Raw genomic sequence first — 15,584 nt, 5'->3', positions numbered from 1 at the left:
CCGATGCCGGGGCTGAAGACTCTGGCCGTCGTCGTCACCGTCAAGGGCGGGGCGCGGTGGGAGCCGCTGGATCGGTCCGGCTGGTCGCACCTGTTGGAGCATCTGGTGTTCAAGGGCGCCGGCGACATGGCCGCGCGCGAGATCGTCGAGCGGATCGAGGCCGAGGGCGGCACCATCAACGCTTCCACCGGCTATGAGCGGACCAGTTTCGAGGTGCGGGGGCTGGACGGCTCGCTGCCGCTGGCGATGCAGGTGCTGTCGGACCTGGTATTCCGGCCAACGCTGGACCCGGCCGAGATCGAGCGCGAGAAGGACGTGGTGGCCCAGGAGATCGCCGAGGCCTTCGACACGCCTGACGACCATGTGTTCGAGATGGTGCAGACGCGCGCCTTCGCCAAACAACCGCTGGGCCGCCCCATCCTGGGCTCTGTCGCCAGCCTGAAGCCGGCCGACAAGGCGTCGGTTGAGGCGTGGCGCGCGCGGCTGTATTCGCCCGATCGGATGGTGGTGTCGGTCTCAGGCGCGGTGGACGAGACCGAACTGCTGGCCTTGGCCGAGCGCTGGTTCGGCGATGCGGTCGCGACGCCGGCTGACGCACCCGCGCCGGCCGCCTTCGTCGGCGGCCATGCGAAGCTGACGCGCAAGATCGAACAGGCCAATCTGGTGTTCCAACTGCCGGCCCTGTCCGCGACCGATCCGGCGCTTTCGGCCATGCGGCTGTTCGGCGAGATCCTCGGCGGCGGCATGGCCTCGCGCCTGTTCCAGAGCGCGCGCGAGGAGCGGGGCCTGGCCTACGCCATCGACGCCTATCAGGAGCCGTACGAGGATACGGGCGTGCTGGGCATCTACGCCGGGGCGGCGGCGGATCGGGCGAAAGAACTGGCCGAGGTCTCGGCGACCGAGGTGCGGGCCCTGGCCGAGGTTGGGCCCACCGAAAAGGAGCTGTCGCGGGCCAAGGCGGTGATGAAGGCCGGCCTGTGGATGTCGGACGAAAACCCGATGAGCCGGGCCGGGCGCAACGCGGCCCAGACCCTGATCTTCGGCGCCCCGCGCTCCAGCCTGTCGATGACCGAGCAACTGGAAGCCCAGACGATCGAGGATGTGCGCGCGGTCGGCGGCCGGGTGCTGGCCTCTGGCCAGGCGGCCAGCGCCGTGCTGGGACCGAAGTCGGCCGGACCGGCGGGCGAAGCGTTCGCGGCGGCCCTGTTCGCGGGTTAGGCTTTCGGCTGGTCTTTGCTGACTTCAGTCGCTCTCGCGCGGAGGTTCAGCGGCAGATTATCCCAGCGGCGGCCGTCTGAATGTCCGGACCAGGGCACGAGGCAAACTTCTCTTCACGACCCATTGCGGACATCTCGGACAGCCGCCGGGGCTATCGATTCGTCAAAAAGTTCAGCGCGGCGACCAGCTTGGCGTCGGTGTACGGTTTCGCGAGGAAAATCGTCCTTTCCGGAAGGATTTCTTTTGCTGGTCGCAGGTTGCCCGAGGTTAGAATGATCTCGATAGGAGGCCACCGATCACGTATCGCTGCGGCAAGTTTGGTTCCATCCAGACCGCCGGGCATCTCGATGTCACTGAAAAGAATCCGAATGTCAGTTCGGGTCTCAAGAATGTGGATTGCCTCGGTCGCATTTCTAGCTTCGACCGGAAGGAAGCCGGCAGCAGCTACAGCTTCCATAGCTGCCATCCGAACGATTGGCTCATCGTCCACTACCAGAACATACCGCGACGGATCGTGCGGTGGGAAACGATCGTCATGGGTCATGGAAGGCGAAGCTCCTCAAGCGACGCCGTGAAGACAACGCGGAGACCGGATGGCTCGTAACGAACGTCTGCGCTACCCGATCCCACCAGTCCAAGATTAATAAGTTTAGAGCCAAAACCGAACTTCGCTGGTTGGACAGCTGGAGGGCCGCCCTTTTCAGTCCAATCAAGTGTGAGGAGATCGCCCACCGACGACCAGGCAATGTCGATCATCCCAGCCTCTCGCGACAGCGCACCATGCTTCATGGCGTTGGTGGTGAGCTCATGCGCGACCAAAGACGTGGACAGCGCAGCGCGAGCTCCGAGCGTCACAGGGGGGCCACTGATTTTGAAGCGGTCAACAGGAGCGATCTGACCGACAACCTCGCGCAAGACTGCTTCCATGCTTGCGGCATCCCAGTCCTGCCTAAGCAGGATATCGTGCGCTGATGCCAACGACTGCATCCGAGCTTGGAACTGGGCCAAAGCCCCGGCTGACGCGTCCTTTCTCAGTGTCTGGCTGGCGATGGCCTGCACCATGGTCATCGTGTTCTTCAGTCGGTGCGTTGTTTCCTGCTGGATGAGAGTACGCTGTGTTAGAAGCTCGTCCTTCTGCGCAATGGCGCGCCGAAGTTCGATCTGCGACATCACCTGCCTGCCCAAGACTTCCAACGCGCGGCGTTGAAGTGAGTTAAGCGAGCGAGGGCGCGTGTCGAGTACACACAGCGTGCCAATTGGCAGCCCATCGCCGGTCTTCAGAAGCTTCCCTGCATAAAAGCGTAATCCCGCCTCTCCAGTGACTAGAGGATTACACTCGAAACGAGGATCCCGCGTAGCGTCCGGAACTTCGAGGTAATCGTCCTCGAGGATCGCCTTTGCACAGAAAGAGCTTTCCAGTGGGGTTTCTCGCACGCCCAGTCCAACTTCGGCCTTGAAAAATTGTCTCTGGGCGGCGATCAGATTAACCACGGCAATCGGGGTCTCGCAGATATCAGAGGCCAGCTTCGCGACCTCGTCGAAGTCACGCTCGCGTGGCGTGTCCATAATGCGATAGGACGCGAGCGCCTCCAATCGCCGCAGCTCTAGTATATCCCGCGATTTTCGTTCGGTGATGTCCGAAGCGTGTTCCATGGTCATTCCTTAGCATCTCGCAAAGGGAAAACCATCAGGCTGGACCACCCCGCCGCACCGTCGCTGTGAGGAAACACGACGAACTCTTCTCCGGCGTTGTCGATCAGACTGCAAGCCAAGCGATTGAACTCAACCTGTCGCACGGCCACGGGATGAAGCACGAAGCTCCCTTCCCGCATCTCGACCCTGGAAAAATCTGACCCTGCGATGAGGGCCGAGAGAAAGGTTTTCACCAGATGAAAACTGTAACAGCACAGCTAGGTTCCCACGGCTGTTTTAAGGTCCGCTTCCCACCCGTAACAGCCCTTCGCGATGTCCGCTTTGTGCGCAGGTGAACGGCTGGGCGGGTTAAAACGGAACATCCGACCGCCGCGATCGGTTATGCTGGCGCTTGAACCCAGCCCGGAGACCTTCCATGACCGTCCGCGTCGCCCTGATCGTCGGCAGCCTGCGCAAAGGCTCCTATTCGCGCGCCATCGGCATGGAGTTGAAGGCGCTGGCCGAGCCGGGGCTGGAGATCGAGTTGGTCGAGATCGGCGACCTGCCGCTCTATGACCCCGATCTGGAGACCGAGAACCCGCCGCCCGCCTGGGAGCGGTTCCGCGAGGAGGTGGCGACGACCGAGGCGGTGCTGTTCGTCACGCCCGAATACAATCGCTCCATTCCCGGCGCGCTGAAGAACGCGCTGGACGTCGGCTCGCGCCCCTATGGCCACAGCATCTGGCAGGGCAAGCCCGCCGCCATCGTCAGCGTCTCGCCCGGCGCCGTCGCGGCGTTCGGCGCCAACCACCACCTGCGCCAGCCGCTTGTGTTCCTGAACATGCCGACGATGCAGCAGCCCGAGGCCTATATCGGCAATGTCGCGGACCTGCTGGACGAGAACGGCAGGTTGAAGAAGGACGACACCAAGACCTTCCTGAAAAGCTTCACCGACGCCTTCGCCGCCTGGATCGACAAGACGAAGGCGTGAGGCCGCCGCCTCAACCGATCCATGAAATCCCTGTCATGAGCGAACGGTAAGCTGTGCCGTTGAGCGCGACATGTCACTAGAGCCGTGAGGGCTTGCGTTTCGCATCCGCGAGATGAGGCCGAACACGGGACGAGATGACATGAAGGCTTTGATGATCGCGCTGGGCGCCGCGCTGCTGCCGGGCCTGACCCTCGCGCAGGAAGCGCCTCGCGAGGTGTCCATCCCGTCGGGCGATGCGACGATGTCGGCGCGGCTCCTGCAAGGGGTCGGAGAGGGCGCGCGTCCAGCCGTGGTCCTGTTCAACGGTTTCCCCGCCGGGCCCAACATCCCACGCATCGCACTGGATCTGCAGAAGGCCGGCTTTAGCGTGCTGCTGCCGCAGTATCGCGGCACGGGAACGTCCGGCGGGACGATCAGCCTGCAGCATTCGCGCGAGGATAGGGCGGCGGACGTGGCCTGGCTGAAGACCGATCCGGCCAGCGGAGCGGACGCCTCGAAGATCGGCGTGATCGGCGTCAGCTATGGCGGCTGGGTGGCGTTGCAGACGGCGGCGGCGGATCACGGCGTGCGCTGCGCCGTGGCTTTGGTTCCGGCCGACATGGGCGTGATCGGCGCACGCTGGGGGACGGACGCGGACTATCGTGCGGCCTGGAAGACGGATCTGGACAGTTTCGCCGCCGAGCCCGAGACGACCCGTTTCGGCCCCGAAGGCGTGGACGGCTTCATGAACGCCATCACGCGCGACGCCGCCATGTCCGGTCTGGCCCAACGCGCGCCCGATCTGGCGGACCGTCCGATCTTCGTCGCGGGCGGCCGCAAGGATCCGGCCGCGCCGTTCGCAGACCACTATGCACCGCTGGTCGAGGCCCTGCGCGTGGCCAAGGCGCCGTTCGCGGCTCTGGAGTTCGACGGTGGGCACAATCCCTCAGAAGCCTCGGCCGCCGCGCAGGGCTTCATCGAGCGGACCTGCTTCGGGCGATAGGCTAAACCCCAATTGAAAACGGCGGCTCCGTGAGGAGCCGCCGTCGCCAGTTCAGCTGTGACGCTGAAATCAGCCGATGGTTTGCAGCTGGCCAGCCGATTCCTTGCCCGAACGCTTGTCGCGTTCCAGCTCGTAGGAAACCTTCTGGTTTTCATCCAGGCCGCGCAGGCCAGCGCCCTCGACGGCCGAGATGTGGACGAAGACGTCCTTGCCGCCGTCGTCGGGTTGGATGAAGCCGTAACCCTTGGTCGGGTTGAACCATTTGACAGTGCCGGTAGCCATTTTGAGACCTCCGTTAGAAATTGACCGAGGGAACGTCCCTGCGGCCTGTCGGGTCTGAATGGGAGCGGCCTTGACTCGTGCGTTCGCAGAGAGAGTGGGCGTTACGCAGAGAGATCGACGAGCTCTATGTGCGCAGATATTCATGACAGATGCAAGCGCGGGCCGGGCGGGACGAAAATCCAATAGTGGGAACGGTTTAGCTTGGCGCGCGTTGTGGGAAGGCACGAAAGGCTTCCAACATGAACCGCACCCACGTCGTGGAGCGCGCCTACCAGCTCGCTCGGACCAACGATTGTTTGAACACCGGCGACGTCGTCAAGGCGCTGTCGGGCGAGGGCTATTCGGGCGCCGAAATCTCGCACTTCCAGGGCAGCTCGATCCGGGCCGACCTGAACCGCATCTGCAAGATGCCGAAGCCCGAAGCCGCCTAATCCCTAATGCGCGCCGGCGCCGTCCGGCAGATGCATCTTCTCGAACCGCCCCACCCGCGTGACCAGGGTGCGGGCGGCGTCGTTCATGCCCGTGACCTGAACGTTCGCGCCCTGACGGCGATAGCGGAAGACGACCTTGTCCACGGCGGCGACGCCGGTCAGATCCCACAGATGGGCGTCGCCGAGATCAATCTCGACGCGTGTTGGATGGCCGTGATGCTCAAAGCTGGCGGCGAACAGATCGGCCGAGGCGAAGAACAGCTGGCCTGAGACGCGGTAGCGCAGCACGCCCGGTTCCGGCGTCGGAACCTCGGTCACGGCGATGGTCTTGCCGACCTTGCGCATGAAGAAGATCGCCGACAGCAGCACGCCCAGGATGACACCCTTGGACAGGTCGTGGGTGGCGACGACGGTCACGGTCGTGGCGATCATTACGATGGACGACTGAAGCGGAGTGGAGCGCAATTTCATCACCGACGACCAGTCGAAGGTGCCGATGGAGACCATGATCATGACGGCGACCAGCGCCGCCATCGGAATCCGGGCGACCCAGGTCTGAAGCGCCAGCATCAAGAACAGCAGGAACAGCCCGGCCCACAGGGTCGACAGTCGTCCCCGCGCGCCCGAGGTGACGTTGATCATCGACTGGCCGATCATGGCGCAACCGGCCATGCCGCCGAATAGGGGCGACAGGATGTTGGCGATCCCCTGGCCGCGCGTCTCGCGATCCTTGTCCGACGGGGTGTCGGTGATGTCGTCGATCAGATTCGCGGTCAGCAGGCTTTCCAGCAGGCCGACGAAGGCCAGGGTCGCCGAGATGGGCGCGATGATGACCAGCGTCTCCCACGTCAGGGGGACGGCGGGCAGGTGGAACATCGGCAGGCTGGTCGGCATCTGGCCCATGTCGCCGACAGTGCGCACGTCCAGCTTCAGCACGATCACCAGGGCGCTGATGGCGACGATAGCGACCAGGGGTGAAGGCACGGCCTTGGTGATGCGCGGAAAGCCGTAGATGACGACCAGGGCCGCCGCGACCAGGGCGTAGGTGATCCAGCCCCGGCCGATCAGCTCGGGCATCTGAGCCAGGAAGATCAGGATCGCCAGCGAGTTGACGAAGCCGGTCATGACGCTGCGGCTGACGAACTTGATGTAGCGGCCCAGCTTCAGCAGGCCGATGACGATCTGGAACACGCCGCACAGGATCGAGGCGGCGAACAGATATTCCAGCCCGTGGTCGCGCACGAGCGTGACCATCAGCAGGGCCATGGCACCGGTCGCGGCCGAGATCATGGCCGGACGGCCGCCCACAAAGGCGATGGTCACGGCGATGACCACGCTGGCATATAGGCCGACGGCGGGATCGACGCCGGCGATGATGGAAAAGGCGATGGCTTCGGGGATCAGGGCCAGGGCCACGACGGTCCCCGCCAGAAGATCGCGGCGAGGATTGGCGAGCCATTGCTGGCGCGCGGAGGCGATGATGGACATGTCAGGATTTCATCTGGATGAGCCTTACCGATGCTTCGGTTTCTGGCGGCTCGGTTTCCCAGCGGATCGGCGGCGGGGATAGCCACCCGTCGCCTGCGAACAGGGCCGGGTCCAAGGTGATGGCGTCCTGATGCGGTGTTGCGCCGCGAAAAGCAAGCGTGACGGCTAGACCAATCCGTTCATCGCCGGCGCTTCGGCGGCGCTGCCGGGGAAGACGCGGGCGTCCAGGGCGGCGCGGTCGAGGCCCATGTGATCTCGCAACACGCCCTTGAACACCGAACGGATATCCAGGGTCGGCGCCAGGTCGCGGTTCTCGAACAGGCGGTTGTCGGCCAGGGTCGGCCAGTCGCCGATGGGGCCGCCGCGCTTGACCGCGCCGCCCGCCAGCAGAAGCGACGAGCCAGTGCCGTGGTCGGTGCCTTGGGTGCCGTTGGCGCGGGCGGTGCGGCCGAACTCGGTGGCGACGATGACCACCGTGCGAGACCAGGTGTCGCCCAGGCCGTCCTTCAGGCCCGTGACCAGTTGATCCAGGCCCGTCAGCCGGGTCTGAAGCTGGGCCCGCTGGCCTGCGTGGGTGTCCCAGCCGTCCAGCGAGACGGCGACGATATCGGCGCCCCCCGGTCCGGTCATCAGCTTGGCGACGGCCTGGCCCAGGCCCTGGACGTCGTTGCGACGCAGGCGTTGATCGCCGCCCTCCATGCTGACCAGCTGCTCGGTCGCCAGACCCCGCGCCAGGTTCTGGCCTAGCATCGGATCCTCGACATAGAGATCCTGCAGCAGGGAGGCGATGCGGTCGCCGTCGCGCACCAGACCGCCAGGCGCCCAGCTGGACACCGGGGCGTCGCCGCGCAGGATCAGGGGCGTCTGGGCGCCGATCGACAGGCCTTTCAGCGACGTTCCGCCGGCCGCGACGATGGCGCGGTTCAGCCAGCCGTCGGATTGCTGGCGCAGACCCTCGCCGCCGTTCTCCAGCACGTCCTGGGCGTCGAAGTGCGACCGGATGTGTACGGGCAGGGCGACGGCGGGGGCGAACCGCATCTGACCCTGACCATAAAGGGCGTGCAGGCCGGCGAGGGCCGGGTGCAGGCCGAAGCCTTCGCTCAGGGCCAGGGCGCCGTTCGCCTCGCCGGGTGCAGCGATGGCCAGACCGCCACGCAACGGGACATAGTTGGCGTCGCCGTAGGGCACGGTGACGGACAGCCCGTCCATCGCGCCGCGCGCGATGACGACGACCAGCTTGTTGGCGGGGCCGGCGGTCTGGGCGGCGACACGGCCGGCGAAGGCCAGGCCGATCCCGGCGGAGGCCGCGGCCAGCAGATGGCGGCGGTTCATATTGAGGGCGGTCATCGGCGTTGGAACTCCGGCGACATGAACAGAAGGGTGAGGGCTTCGGGACGGCTTTCGGCGCGGGCGACGGCGAGGCGGGTGCGCTCGCCGAGGCGCGGGCCGAGGGCGGCGGCGGCGACCGCGTTCGGGTCGGCCGCCTGGGCCAGATCGGCGGCGGTGCGCGACCAGTTCAGCCGCTTGACAAGAGCGTCGGGACCGGCCCAGTCGGCGGCCGTGTCGGGCCAACCCTCGGGCGACGGGGGCGCGAACGGCGGCTGGCCCATGTCGAGCAGGGCCTGGCGCAACGGCTGGATCCGCTGAGGCCGCGTTCCCAGCGCGCGGTGGGCCGAGACGATGAAGTCGTAGGGCGTCTTGATCTTGGCGGGCTGGGGCGTCCAGGTCTCGGGCGCGTCGATGAGGGCGCGGGCGACCTGGGCCAGATCGCCGCCGGACCCCGTCCAGGCCGCTTCCAGTCGGGCGACCAGGGCGGGCGGCGGATCGTCGGCGACGAAATGGGCGGCGAGACGGCGCGACAGGCGTTTGGCCGTGGCCGGATGTCGGGCGAGGTCACGCAGTATGGCCTGACCCTGGGACAGGCCCGTCGCCGGATAGGTCTTGCCCATCACCGTGCGGGCGCCCGGTTCATGGACATTGGCGCGGAAGACGAAACCGTCGGGACCGGGCTCGGTCGGGGCAACCATCCTGCGGGCTCGCTGAGGGCGACCCGGCTGACGCTGGTCGCGCGCGGCGGGGATCGACCAGCCGGTCAGGGCGCGGGCCAGTTCGGTCACATCGCCCTGCGTATAGCCGCCGTCGGCGCCGACGGTGTGCAACTCCATCATCTCGCGGGCCAGGTTCTCGTTCAGCCCGGCGTTGCGGCGCGCGCCGGCCAGGCTGTCGGGACCGACCGAGCGGGCCTGATCCAGATAGAGCAGCATGGCGGGATGCTGTTCGGCGGCCAGGATCAGATCCTCGAACCGGCCGAAGACGTGCGGGCGGATGGCCTCGCGCTCGTACTGGCCGACGAAGGCGCCGCTGGCGAACTTGGCGGCCGAGACGGTCAGGGCGTTCGACCAGAACAGGGCCCAGCGCTCGGCGAAACCGTCGTCGGTGGTCGCGCCGAGCTGGGCGCGGGCCAGGAACTCCTGCGCCGTGTCCTGAGTGATGTCACGGCGGGCGTCCTGACGGGCTTCGCGTCGGGCGACGGCCTGCGGATCGGCGGCGTCCGGCATACCGGGAGCGGGGGCAGGGGAGCGTGCGGACTCGGCCATCGCCGGAGCGGCGGCGCGTCGGTCGCGGCGGACCAGACCGGCGTCGCTCTGATAGTCGATATATTGGCCAACGCGTTCGGCGGTGTCGGCGAACTGGCCAGACGGCTGGGGCGCGCCCTGGGACCGAATCTGGCCCGTGGCCCAGCCGCGCGGATCGGCGGCGACGCGGTCGATCTCGCCCGGCCGAGCGCCCAGACCCAGGCGCGTCAGGGCGACGGCGGCGTCGGTCGGTGATGAAGCCATGGCCTTCTCCTCGTCCGTCCCCCGCACACTGTAACGCCTTCGGGCGAAAACTCCGTCGCGGGGTCGGATTTGAGGGTAGGCGGCCAATCAGGCGGGTTGGGCCAAACCGGCCTCCGCGTCCGCGATCAGGTCGCGGTCATCGACCTGCCACGGGTGGAAGTCGGGTTTGTAGAAGGCCAGGTAGTCGCCGATCATCCGGCGATACAGACCCGGCTTCAGCCACAGCCAGCGGAACAGGCCCAGACGCGCTTGCCAGCCGACGATGCCGTCCTGCTTCAGCAGCATGAAGGTCGTCTCGCGCACCGTGCGGGTGAACAGCAGCGTCGTCAGGAACATGGCCCAGCGTCGGATGCGCCAGCGCTTCAGCGGACTGAGGTCCCGGGTCGCGTGCAGGAAGACGTCATAGGCCACGCCCTTGTGCTCAATCTCCTCGATGGAATGCCAGCGCCACAGGCGGGCCAGGTCGTGGGGCGAGCCCTTCAGCAGTTCGGGATCGGCCAGAAGCCTATGAGCGAAGGCGGCGGTAAAATGCTCCAGCGCCATGGTCGCCGCCAGCTGGGCCAAGGCCGGACGGGCGCGGGCGATGTCGAGACGGGCGGTGACATAGGCCTCGATCTCGGCGGTGTCGTAGCCGGCGCGTTCGGTGATGGCGTTGAAGGCCATGTGTTCGCGGGTGTGGGCGCCCTCCTGGACCGTGAAGGCGCGGATGTCGGCGGCCAGGGCCGGGGGCGCGTCCTTGGCGAACCGCTTGACCGACTGGATGAAGAACCGCTCGCCGTCGGGGAAGGTCAGGCTGAGGGCGTTCATTACGGCGGTGCCGAACGGGTCGCCGTTCAGCCACCACCGTGGCGTCGGAGCCTCGCGGTCGATATGCAGGTCGCGCGGCTTGATCTGGAGGTCTGCGGGGGTGGCGGATTTCGCCATGGTTCTGCTCCTCGATTTCGAGCGGATGATGGAGTTAACTGACATCAATGTCAACTAATGGTCCGGTGAAGCGGCGACGCGGGGCGGTGGCGCGCGAAGAGGCGCTGGAGGCGGCGCGCGACCTGCTGCTGTCCGGCGGCCCGGCGGCGGTGACGCTGAAGGCGGTGGGCGAGCGGATGGGCGTAGGCCACGCCAATCTGATCCATCATTTCGGCTCGGCGGCCGGGCTTCAGGGCGCGCTGATGGATGCGATGGTGCGCGATCTGGCGCAGCGAATCGAGGCTGGCCTGAACGCGGGAGTGGGAGAAGGGCGCGACGGCGTCGAGCCGGGGCGGCTGATGAGCGTGGTGTTCGACGCCTTCGGGCCGGGCGGCGCCTCTCAGATGGCGGCTTGGCTGGCGCTGGCGCGCGAGCAGGGCCGGGCCGAGAGCTTCGCCGAGGTGGTGCGCGATCTGGCCGAACGGCTGGCGGCCATGGCGCCCGAGGATCCCAAGGCGGCCGAGCGGGCCAAGGCCCTGGTGGTGACGGCGGCCTATATGGCCTTCGCCGAGGGGCTGATCGGGGACATCCTGACGCCGATGCTGGGTGCGCCCGCGGGGCTGGGCCGCGACCTGGCGCTGAAGCTGACCGCGACACTTTTGGCCGAACCGTAAGGTTCAGAGCCGAATCTTGATGCTATAGTCCCCATCGATGGCGCTTCTGGATTGGATGAGCGATGTGGCCGGCCCCGTGATCCGGGGGGACGGCGTGCTGCTGCGCCCGCCGCGCGCCGCCGATTACGCCGCCTGGTCCACGCTGCGCGACGGCTCGCGCGACTATCTCCAACCGTGGGAGCCGGCCTGGCCCGAGGACGACCTGACCAAGGCGGCCTTCCGGCGCCGGCTGTCGATCTATGCGCGCGAGATGGAACTGGGCAACGCCTGGCCCTTCTTCGTCTTCGTTCAGGACGGCAAGACCCTGGCGGGGGCGGTGACCCTGTCGAACGTGCGGCGCGGCGTCGCCGAGACGGGGACGCTGGGCTACTGGATCGGCCAGCCGTTTTCCGGTCAGGGCGTGGCGACGGCGGGCGTTCGGGCCGTGGTCGGATACGCGTTCGACAAGCTGAAGCTGCACCGGCTGGAGGCGGCCTGTCTTCCCACCAATCACGGGTCGCGACGGGTGCTGGAGAAATCCGGCTTTCGCAACGAAGGTCGGGCTCGCGCTTATTTGAAAATTAACGGCGAGTGGGCAGACCATTTGTTGTTCGGCCTGGTCGAGGACGAGCGTTGACGGCCGGGGGCCGTCTGGAAGGGCGAGACGCGTGACACCACGATCCCGATCGCTGGCCTGGGACGCCACGACCGCCATCGAGGCGCTGGCCGCCGCTGAGACAGCCCTGTGGGTCTGGACGCCTGCGGCGGACGAACTGCGGTTCACCGGCGCGACGCGATCGCTGGGCCTGGGACCGCTGGCACCGGAATGCACGGCCGCCGGTTTCGTCGCCCTGGCCATGCCGCAGGATCGCAGCCTGGCCGAGCGGATGCTCAAACCCCAGGACGAGGGGGCCGAGATCGCCGTGCGTCTGCGCATGCGCGGGTCCGAGACCTGTCTGTGGCGCGGCGTCTGGCTGGAGGACGGCCTGCGCGCCGCCGGCGTCGTGGCGCTGGAGACCAAGTTCGCCGGGTCGGACCGCGACACCCTGACTGGTCTGCTGGATCGTCGCGCCTTTTTGGCCCGCGTCAGCGAGGTGCTGACCCAGCCCGGCGAATACGAGATCGTGGTCGGCGACGTGGACCGGCTGAGGCGCCTGAACGAGGCGCTGGGTCATGAGCGGACCGACCTGGTGCTGTCGGCCCTGGGTTCGCGCCTCGCCGCCGCCTTCAACAAGGACGCCTCGGCCGCGCGGATCGGCGAGGACGAGTTCGCCATCATCGTGCCCAAGACCGCCTCGCACACCAGCTACCGCGTGCGCGACGCGCTGGAACAGCCGCTGCGGGTCGCGGGCTTCGACATCTATCCGACCGTCTCCATCGGGGCGGTGATGGTGGAGGGCGGGCCGGATGCGCCCGACGCCGCCGAACTGTTGCGCCGGGTCGAGTTGGCGGTGGAATCAGCCAAGGGCGCCGGGCGCGGCGGATCGGCCGCCTATGGCCGGGCGCTGGAAAGCGACAGCCTGAGCCGTCTGGCGCTGGAGGCGGATCTGAGGAACGCCTTCGTGCGCGGCGAGATCGTGCCCTTCTTCCAGCCTATCGTGAACCTGAACACCGGGGCTGTCGCCGGTTTCGAGGCCTTGGCGCGCTGGCGTCACCCACGCCGGGGTCTGGTGCCGCCGGACGAGTTCCTGGGCCTGACCGCCGACCTGGGCATGATGAACGACCTGGGCCTGCTGATGATGACCCAGTCGGCGCGGCAGCTGGCCGAATGGATCGAACGCCATCCGCTGGCCGGCAAGATGTTCTGCAGCGTCAACCTGTCGGTCGGCGAGATCGAGCGCCCGCACCTGTGCGAGGACGTGGCGCGCATCATCAAGGAGACCGGCCTGCCCAAGGGCGCGCTGAAGCTGGAAGTCACCGAAGGCGACATCATGCGCGACACCGCCCGCGCCGCCGAGGTGCTGCAATCGCTGAAGGACGTCGGGGCATCGCTGGCGCTGGACGACTTCGGCACCGGCTTCTCGTCCCTGTCCTATCTGGCGCGCTTGCCGTTCGATACGCTGAAGATCGACCGCTATTTCGTGCTGACGATGAACAAGGACGAAGGCTCGGCCAAGATCGTCAAGTCGGTGGTCAACCTGGGCCGCGACCTGTCGCTGGAAGTCGTCGCCGAGGGCGTGGAGAACGCCGAACTGGCCCGCCTGCTGCTGGACGCCCAATGCCACTACGGCCAAGGCTTTGGCTATGCGCCCGCCCTGCCGGCGCAGGAGGCCGAGGTCTATCTGGCCGAAAGCCTGGCCGACGGCACGGCCCCGCTGAAGCAGCGGTCGGCTTAGGGCTCAGATCGCGTTTAGGGGCAGGCGCAGGTAGCGCTGGCCGTTGGTTTCCTGCGGGGGCAGGTCGCCGGCGCGGATGTTGACCTGAAGCGAGGGCAGGATCAGCTGCGGCGCGCCCAGCGTGGCGTCGCGGGCCTGTCGCATGGCGACGAAGGCGTCTTCCGATACGCCGCCGCCGATGTGGATGTTCTGCCCGCGCTGTTCGGCCACGGTCGTCTCGAAACGGTAGTCGCTGCGGCCCTGGGGCAGATAGTCGTGGCCGACGAAGATGCGGGTCTCGTCGGGCAGGGTCAGCAGGCGCTGGATCGAGCGATACAGGGTCCGGGCATCGCCGCCCGGAAAGTCCGTTCGCGCCGTGCCGTAGTCGGGCATGAACAGGGTGTCGCCGGTGAAGACCGCATCGCCGATCTGGTAGCTGACGCAGGCGGGGGTGTGGCCGGGCGTGTGGATCACCTCGACCCTCAGATCGCCCAGCGCAAAGGCGTCGCCGTCGGCGTACAGATGATCGAACGCGGCGCCGTCCGGGCGCACGTCGTCGGCGCCGAAGAGAGGACCGAAGGCCGACTGAACCTGGGTGATCCGTCCGCCGATGCCGATCGACACGCCCGTCGCCGCGCGAAGGTGCGCCGCCGCCGTCAGGTGGTCGGCATGGGCGTGGGTTTCGAGCACCAGGGCCAAGGTCAGGCCCTGCGACCGCAGCGCCGCCATGACGGCGTCGATCGATCGCGTCGACGTGCGGGCCGAGGGGGCGTCGAAGTCCAGAACGGGGTCGATGATCGCGGCCTGACCGGTCGCCGGGTCGCTGACCACATAGGTGACGGTATGGGTCGCGCTATCGAAAAAGCCGCGGACGTCGGGGGATTGGACCATGGAGGAAGCTCCTTTCGCAGTCCAATATATTAGGTATTGATTATTTAGCAAGTGCGCATATATTGCGCTCCATGATCGACTTTCAGACCATCGGACTTGAGCGATTCCAGGCCAGCGCAGGCGAGGCGGCGGCGTTGCTGCGCGCCCTGTCCAACGAGAAGCGGCTGATGATCCTGTGTCAGCTGGGCGAGGGCGAGATGTCCGTCGGCCAGTTGCTGCCTCAAGTCGGGCTGTCGCAATCGGCCCTGTCCCAGCACCTGGCCAAGCTGCGCGACGAGGCGCTGGTGAGCACGCGGCGCGACGGCACGACCATCTTCTACCGCATCGCCGATCCGGCCGTCTTGAAGGTCATCGCCGTGCTGGCCGAAATCTACTGTCCCCCTGTTTCTTCCGAAGAGGCATGATCCCCATGAGCGTCCTGACCCCCCTGTCGCCCGCCGAGGTTTCGCGTCGGCTGAAGCAAAACACGGCCGTGCTGGTCGACATTCGCGAGCCGGATGAGTTCGCCAGAGAACATGTCGTCGGCGCCGTCCATGCGCCGCTGTCGGCCTTTGACGCCTACACGCCGGCGGGCGCCGACGGGCGCGACGTCATCTTCACCTGCCGGACCGGCAATCGGACGGGCGTCAACTGCGACCGTCTGGCGGCCAAGACGACGGGCCAAGCCTTTGTTCTGGAAGGCGGGCTGGACGCTTGGAAGGCGCAGGGCCTGGCCACCCATGCCGATCGTTCAAAGCCGATCGAACTGATGCGTCAGGTGCAGATGGTCGCGGGCGGCCTGATCCTGATCGGTGCGGCGTTGGGGACGTTGGTGCATCCGGCCTTCTGGGGTCTTTCGGCCTTCGTCGGCGCGGGCCTGTTCTTCGCGGGCGCGACGGGCTTCTGCGGCATGGCGCGGCTGTTGGCGGTGATGCCCTGGAACAGAGCCGCGACCCGGCCCGTGACGACAGCGGCGTGA

At 67.0% G+C, this 15,584-nt stretch carries 18 protein-coding genes and 1 other annotated feature; of the genes, 9 read left to right on the top strand and 9 right to left on the bottom strand.

All coding sequences use genetic code 11. The features are described 5' to 3' along the window. The first annotated feature begins 3 nt into the window (after window positions 1-3). Window positions 4-1,218, top strand: a complete 1,215-nt coding sequence (locus tag O2K97_RS14630; protein WP_269219833.1) for a M16 family metallopeptidase — start codon at window positions 4-6, stop codon at window positions 1,216-1,218. Between the two features lie 151 nt (window positions 1,219-1,369). Here O2K97_RS14630 and O2K97_RS14625 read toward each other — a convergent pair whose 3' ends face one another. From O2K97_RS14625 to O2K97_RS14615, 3 genes are read right to left on the bottom strand one after another with little or no spacing between them, the layout of a single operon-like run. Next, window positions 1,370-1,762, bottom strand: a complete 393-nt coding sequence (locus O2K97_RS14625; protein WP_269219832.1) for a response regulator — start codon at window positions 1,760-1,762, stop codon at window positions 1,370-1,372. Continuing rightward, window positions 1,759-2,877 carry a sensor histidine kinase gene (locus tag O2K97_RS14620; protein ID WP_269219831.1) on the bottom strand — a complete coding sequence of 373 codons (1,119 nt, stop codon included), beginning with the start codon at window positions 2,875-2,877 and terminating at the stop codon, window positions 1,759-1,761. Before O2K97_RS14620 ends, O2K97_RS14625 begins: the two co-directional genes overlap by 4 nt. Beyond that, the gene (locus O2K97_RS14615; protein ID WP_269219830.1) at window positions 2,874-3,104 is read right to left on the bottom strand and encodes a hypothetical protein; all 231 of its coding nucleotides are present in this window, start codon (window positions 3,102-3,104) and stop codon (window positions 2,874-2,876) included. Before O2K97_RS14615 ends, O2K97_RS14620 begins: the two co-directional genes overlap by 4 nt. Before the next feature lie 182 nt (window positions 3,105-3,286). On the opposite strand from O2K97_RS14615, the gene O2K97_RS14610 reads away from it, so the two are divergent. Beyond that, entirely contained in the window at window positions 3,287-3,841 is a 555-nt protein-coding gene (locus tag O2K97_RS14610; protein WP_269219829.1) for an NADPH-dependent FMN reductase, read from the top strand. Window positions 3,842-3,980: 139 nt separating this feature from the next. Continuing rightward, window positions 3,981-4,823, top strand: a complete 843-nt coding sequence (locus O2K97_RS14605) for an alpha/beta hydrolase family protein (protein ID WP_269219828.1) — start codon at window positions 3,981-3,983, stop codon at window positions 4,821-4,823. 69 nt (window positions 4,824-4,892) lie between these two features. Here the strand turns inward: O2K97_RS14605 and O2K97_RS14600 are convergent, their stop codons facing one another. Beyond that, window positions 4,893-5,105, bottom strand: a complete 213-nt coding sequence (locus O2K97_RS14600; RefSeq protein ID WP_008260410.1) for a cold-shock protein — start codon at window positions 5,103-5,105, stop codon at window positions 4,893-4,895. Window positions 5,106-5,344: 239 nt separating this feature from the next. Here O2K97_RS14600 and O2K97_RS14595 point away from each other — a divergent pair, with 239 nt between their 5' ends. Next, window positions 5,345-5,536 (top strand): hypothetical protein, encoded by a 192-nt coding sequence (locus O2K97_RS14595; RefSeq protein ID WP_017505732.1) that lies wholly within the window; start codon window positions 5,345-5,347, stop codon window positions 5,534-5,536. Window positions 5,537-5,539: 3 nt separating this feature from the next. Here the strand turns inward: O2K97_RS14595 and O2K97_RS14590 are convergent, their stop codons facing one another. The 4 genes from O2K97_RS14590 to O2K97_RS14575 form a co-directional block, all read right to left on the bottom strand. Continuing rightward, complete coding sequence (locus O2K97_RS14590) at window positions 5,540-7,018, bottom strand: SulP family inorganic anion transporter (RefSeq protein WP_331276152.1); 1,479 nt, start codon at window positions 7,016-7,018, stop codon at window positions 5,540-5,542. 58 nt (window positions 7,019-7,076) lie between these two features. Next, window positions 7,077-7,140 (bottom strand) — a sequence feature (sul1 is cis-regulatory element that is thought to sense ions involved in sulfur or methionine metabolism; They are found in Alphaproteobacteria). Window positions 7,141-7,189: 49 nt separating this feature from the next. Then, window positions 7,190-8,371 (bottom strand): DUF1501 domain-containing protein, encoded by a 1,182-nt coding sequence (locus O2K97_RS14585; RefSeq protein WP_269219826.1) that lies wholly within the window; start codon window positions 8,369-8,371, stop codon window positions 7,190-7,192. Next, window positions 8,368-9,864, bottom strand: coding sequence for a DUF1800 domain-containing protein (locus tag O2K97_RS14580; RefSeq protein WP_269219825.1), 1,497 nt, complete (start codon window positions 9,862-9,864; stop codon window positions 8,368-8,370). Before O2K97_RS14580 ends, O2K97_RS14585 begins: the two co-directional genes overlap by 4 nt. Before the next feature lie 87 nt (window positions 9,865-9,951). Beyond that, window positions 9,952-10,788 carry a metal-dependent hydrolase gene (locus O2K97_RS14575; protein WP_269219824.1) on the bottom strand — a complete coding sequence of 279 codons (837 nt, stop codon included), beginning with the start codon at window positions 10,786-10,788 and terminating at the stop codon, window positions 9,952-9,954. A 47-nt stretch (window positions 10,789-10,835) separates the two neighbouring features. Between O2K97_RS14575 and O2K97_RS14570 the strand changes: the two genes are divergently transcribed. From O2K97_RS14570 to O2K97_RS14560, 3 genes are read left to right on the top strand one after another with little or no spacing between them, the layout of a single operon-like run. After that, window positions 10,836-11,441, top strand: coding sequence for a helix-turn-helix domain-containing protein (locus tag O2K97_RS14570; protein ID WP_269219823.1), 606 nt, complete (start codon window positions 10,836-10,838; stop codon window positions 11,439-11,441). 37 nt (window positions 11,442-11,478) lie between these two features. Next, window positions 11,479-12,057, top strand: a complete 579-nt coding sequence (locus tag O2K97_RS14565) for a GNAT family N-acetyltransferase (RefSeq protein ID WP_039244861.1) — start codon at window positions 11,479-11,481, stop codon at window positions 12,055-12,057. Between the two features lie 31 nt (window positions 12,058-12,088). Further along, a complete protein-coding gene (locus tag O2K97_RS14560; RefSeq protein ID WP_269219822.1) occupies window positions 12,089-13,756 on the top strand; it encodes a putative bifunctional diguanylate cyclase/phosphodiesterase in 1,668 nt (555 codons plus the stop codon). Between the two features lie 3 nt (window positions 13,757-13,759). Here O2K97_RS14560 and O2K97_RS14555 read toward each other — a convergent pair whose 3' ends face one another. Continuing rightward, window positions 13,760-14,626 carry an MBL fold metallo-hydrolase gene (locus O2K97_RS14555; protein ID WP_269219821.1) on the bottom strand — a complete coding sequence of 289 codons (867 nt, stop codon included), beginning with the start codon at window positions 14,624-14,626 and terminating at the stop codon, window positions 13,760-13,762. A 71-nt stretch (window positions 14,627-14,697) separates the two neighbouring features. Here O2K97_RS14555 and O2K97_RS14550 point away from each other — a divergent pair, with 71 nt between their 5' ends. Further along, window positions 14,698-15,030, top strand: a complete 333-nt coding sequence (locus O2K97_RS14550) for an ArsR/SmtB family transcription factor (protein ID WP_269219820.1) — start codon at window positions 14,698-14,700, stop codon at window positions 15,028-15,030. Between the two features lie 5 nt (window positions 15,031-15,035). Then, window positions 15,036-15,584, top strand: coding sequence for a rhodanese family protein (locus O2K97_RS14545; RefSeq protein ID WP_269219819.1), 549 nt, complete (start codon window positions 15,036-15,038; stop codon window positions 15,582-15,584).

Origin of the sequence: Brevundimonas vesicularis (assembly GCF_027105095.1) — a bacterium.
In the GTDB taxonomy this organism is placed as follows: Bacteria; Pseudomonadota; Alphaproteobacteria; order Caulobacterales; family Caulobacteraceae; genus Brevundimonas; species Brevundimonas vesicularis_E.
This window is presented reverse-complemented; position numbering and strand designations above follow the sequence as displayed.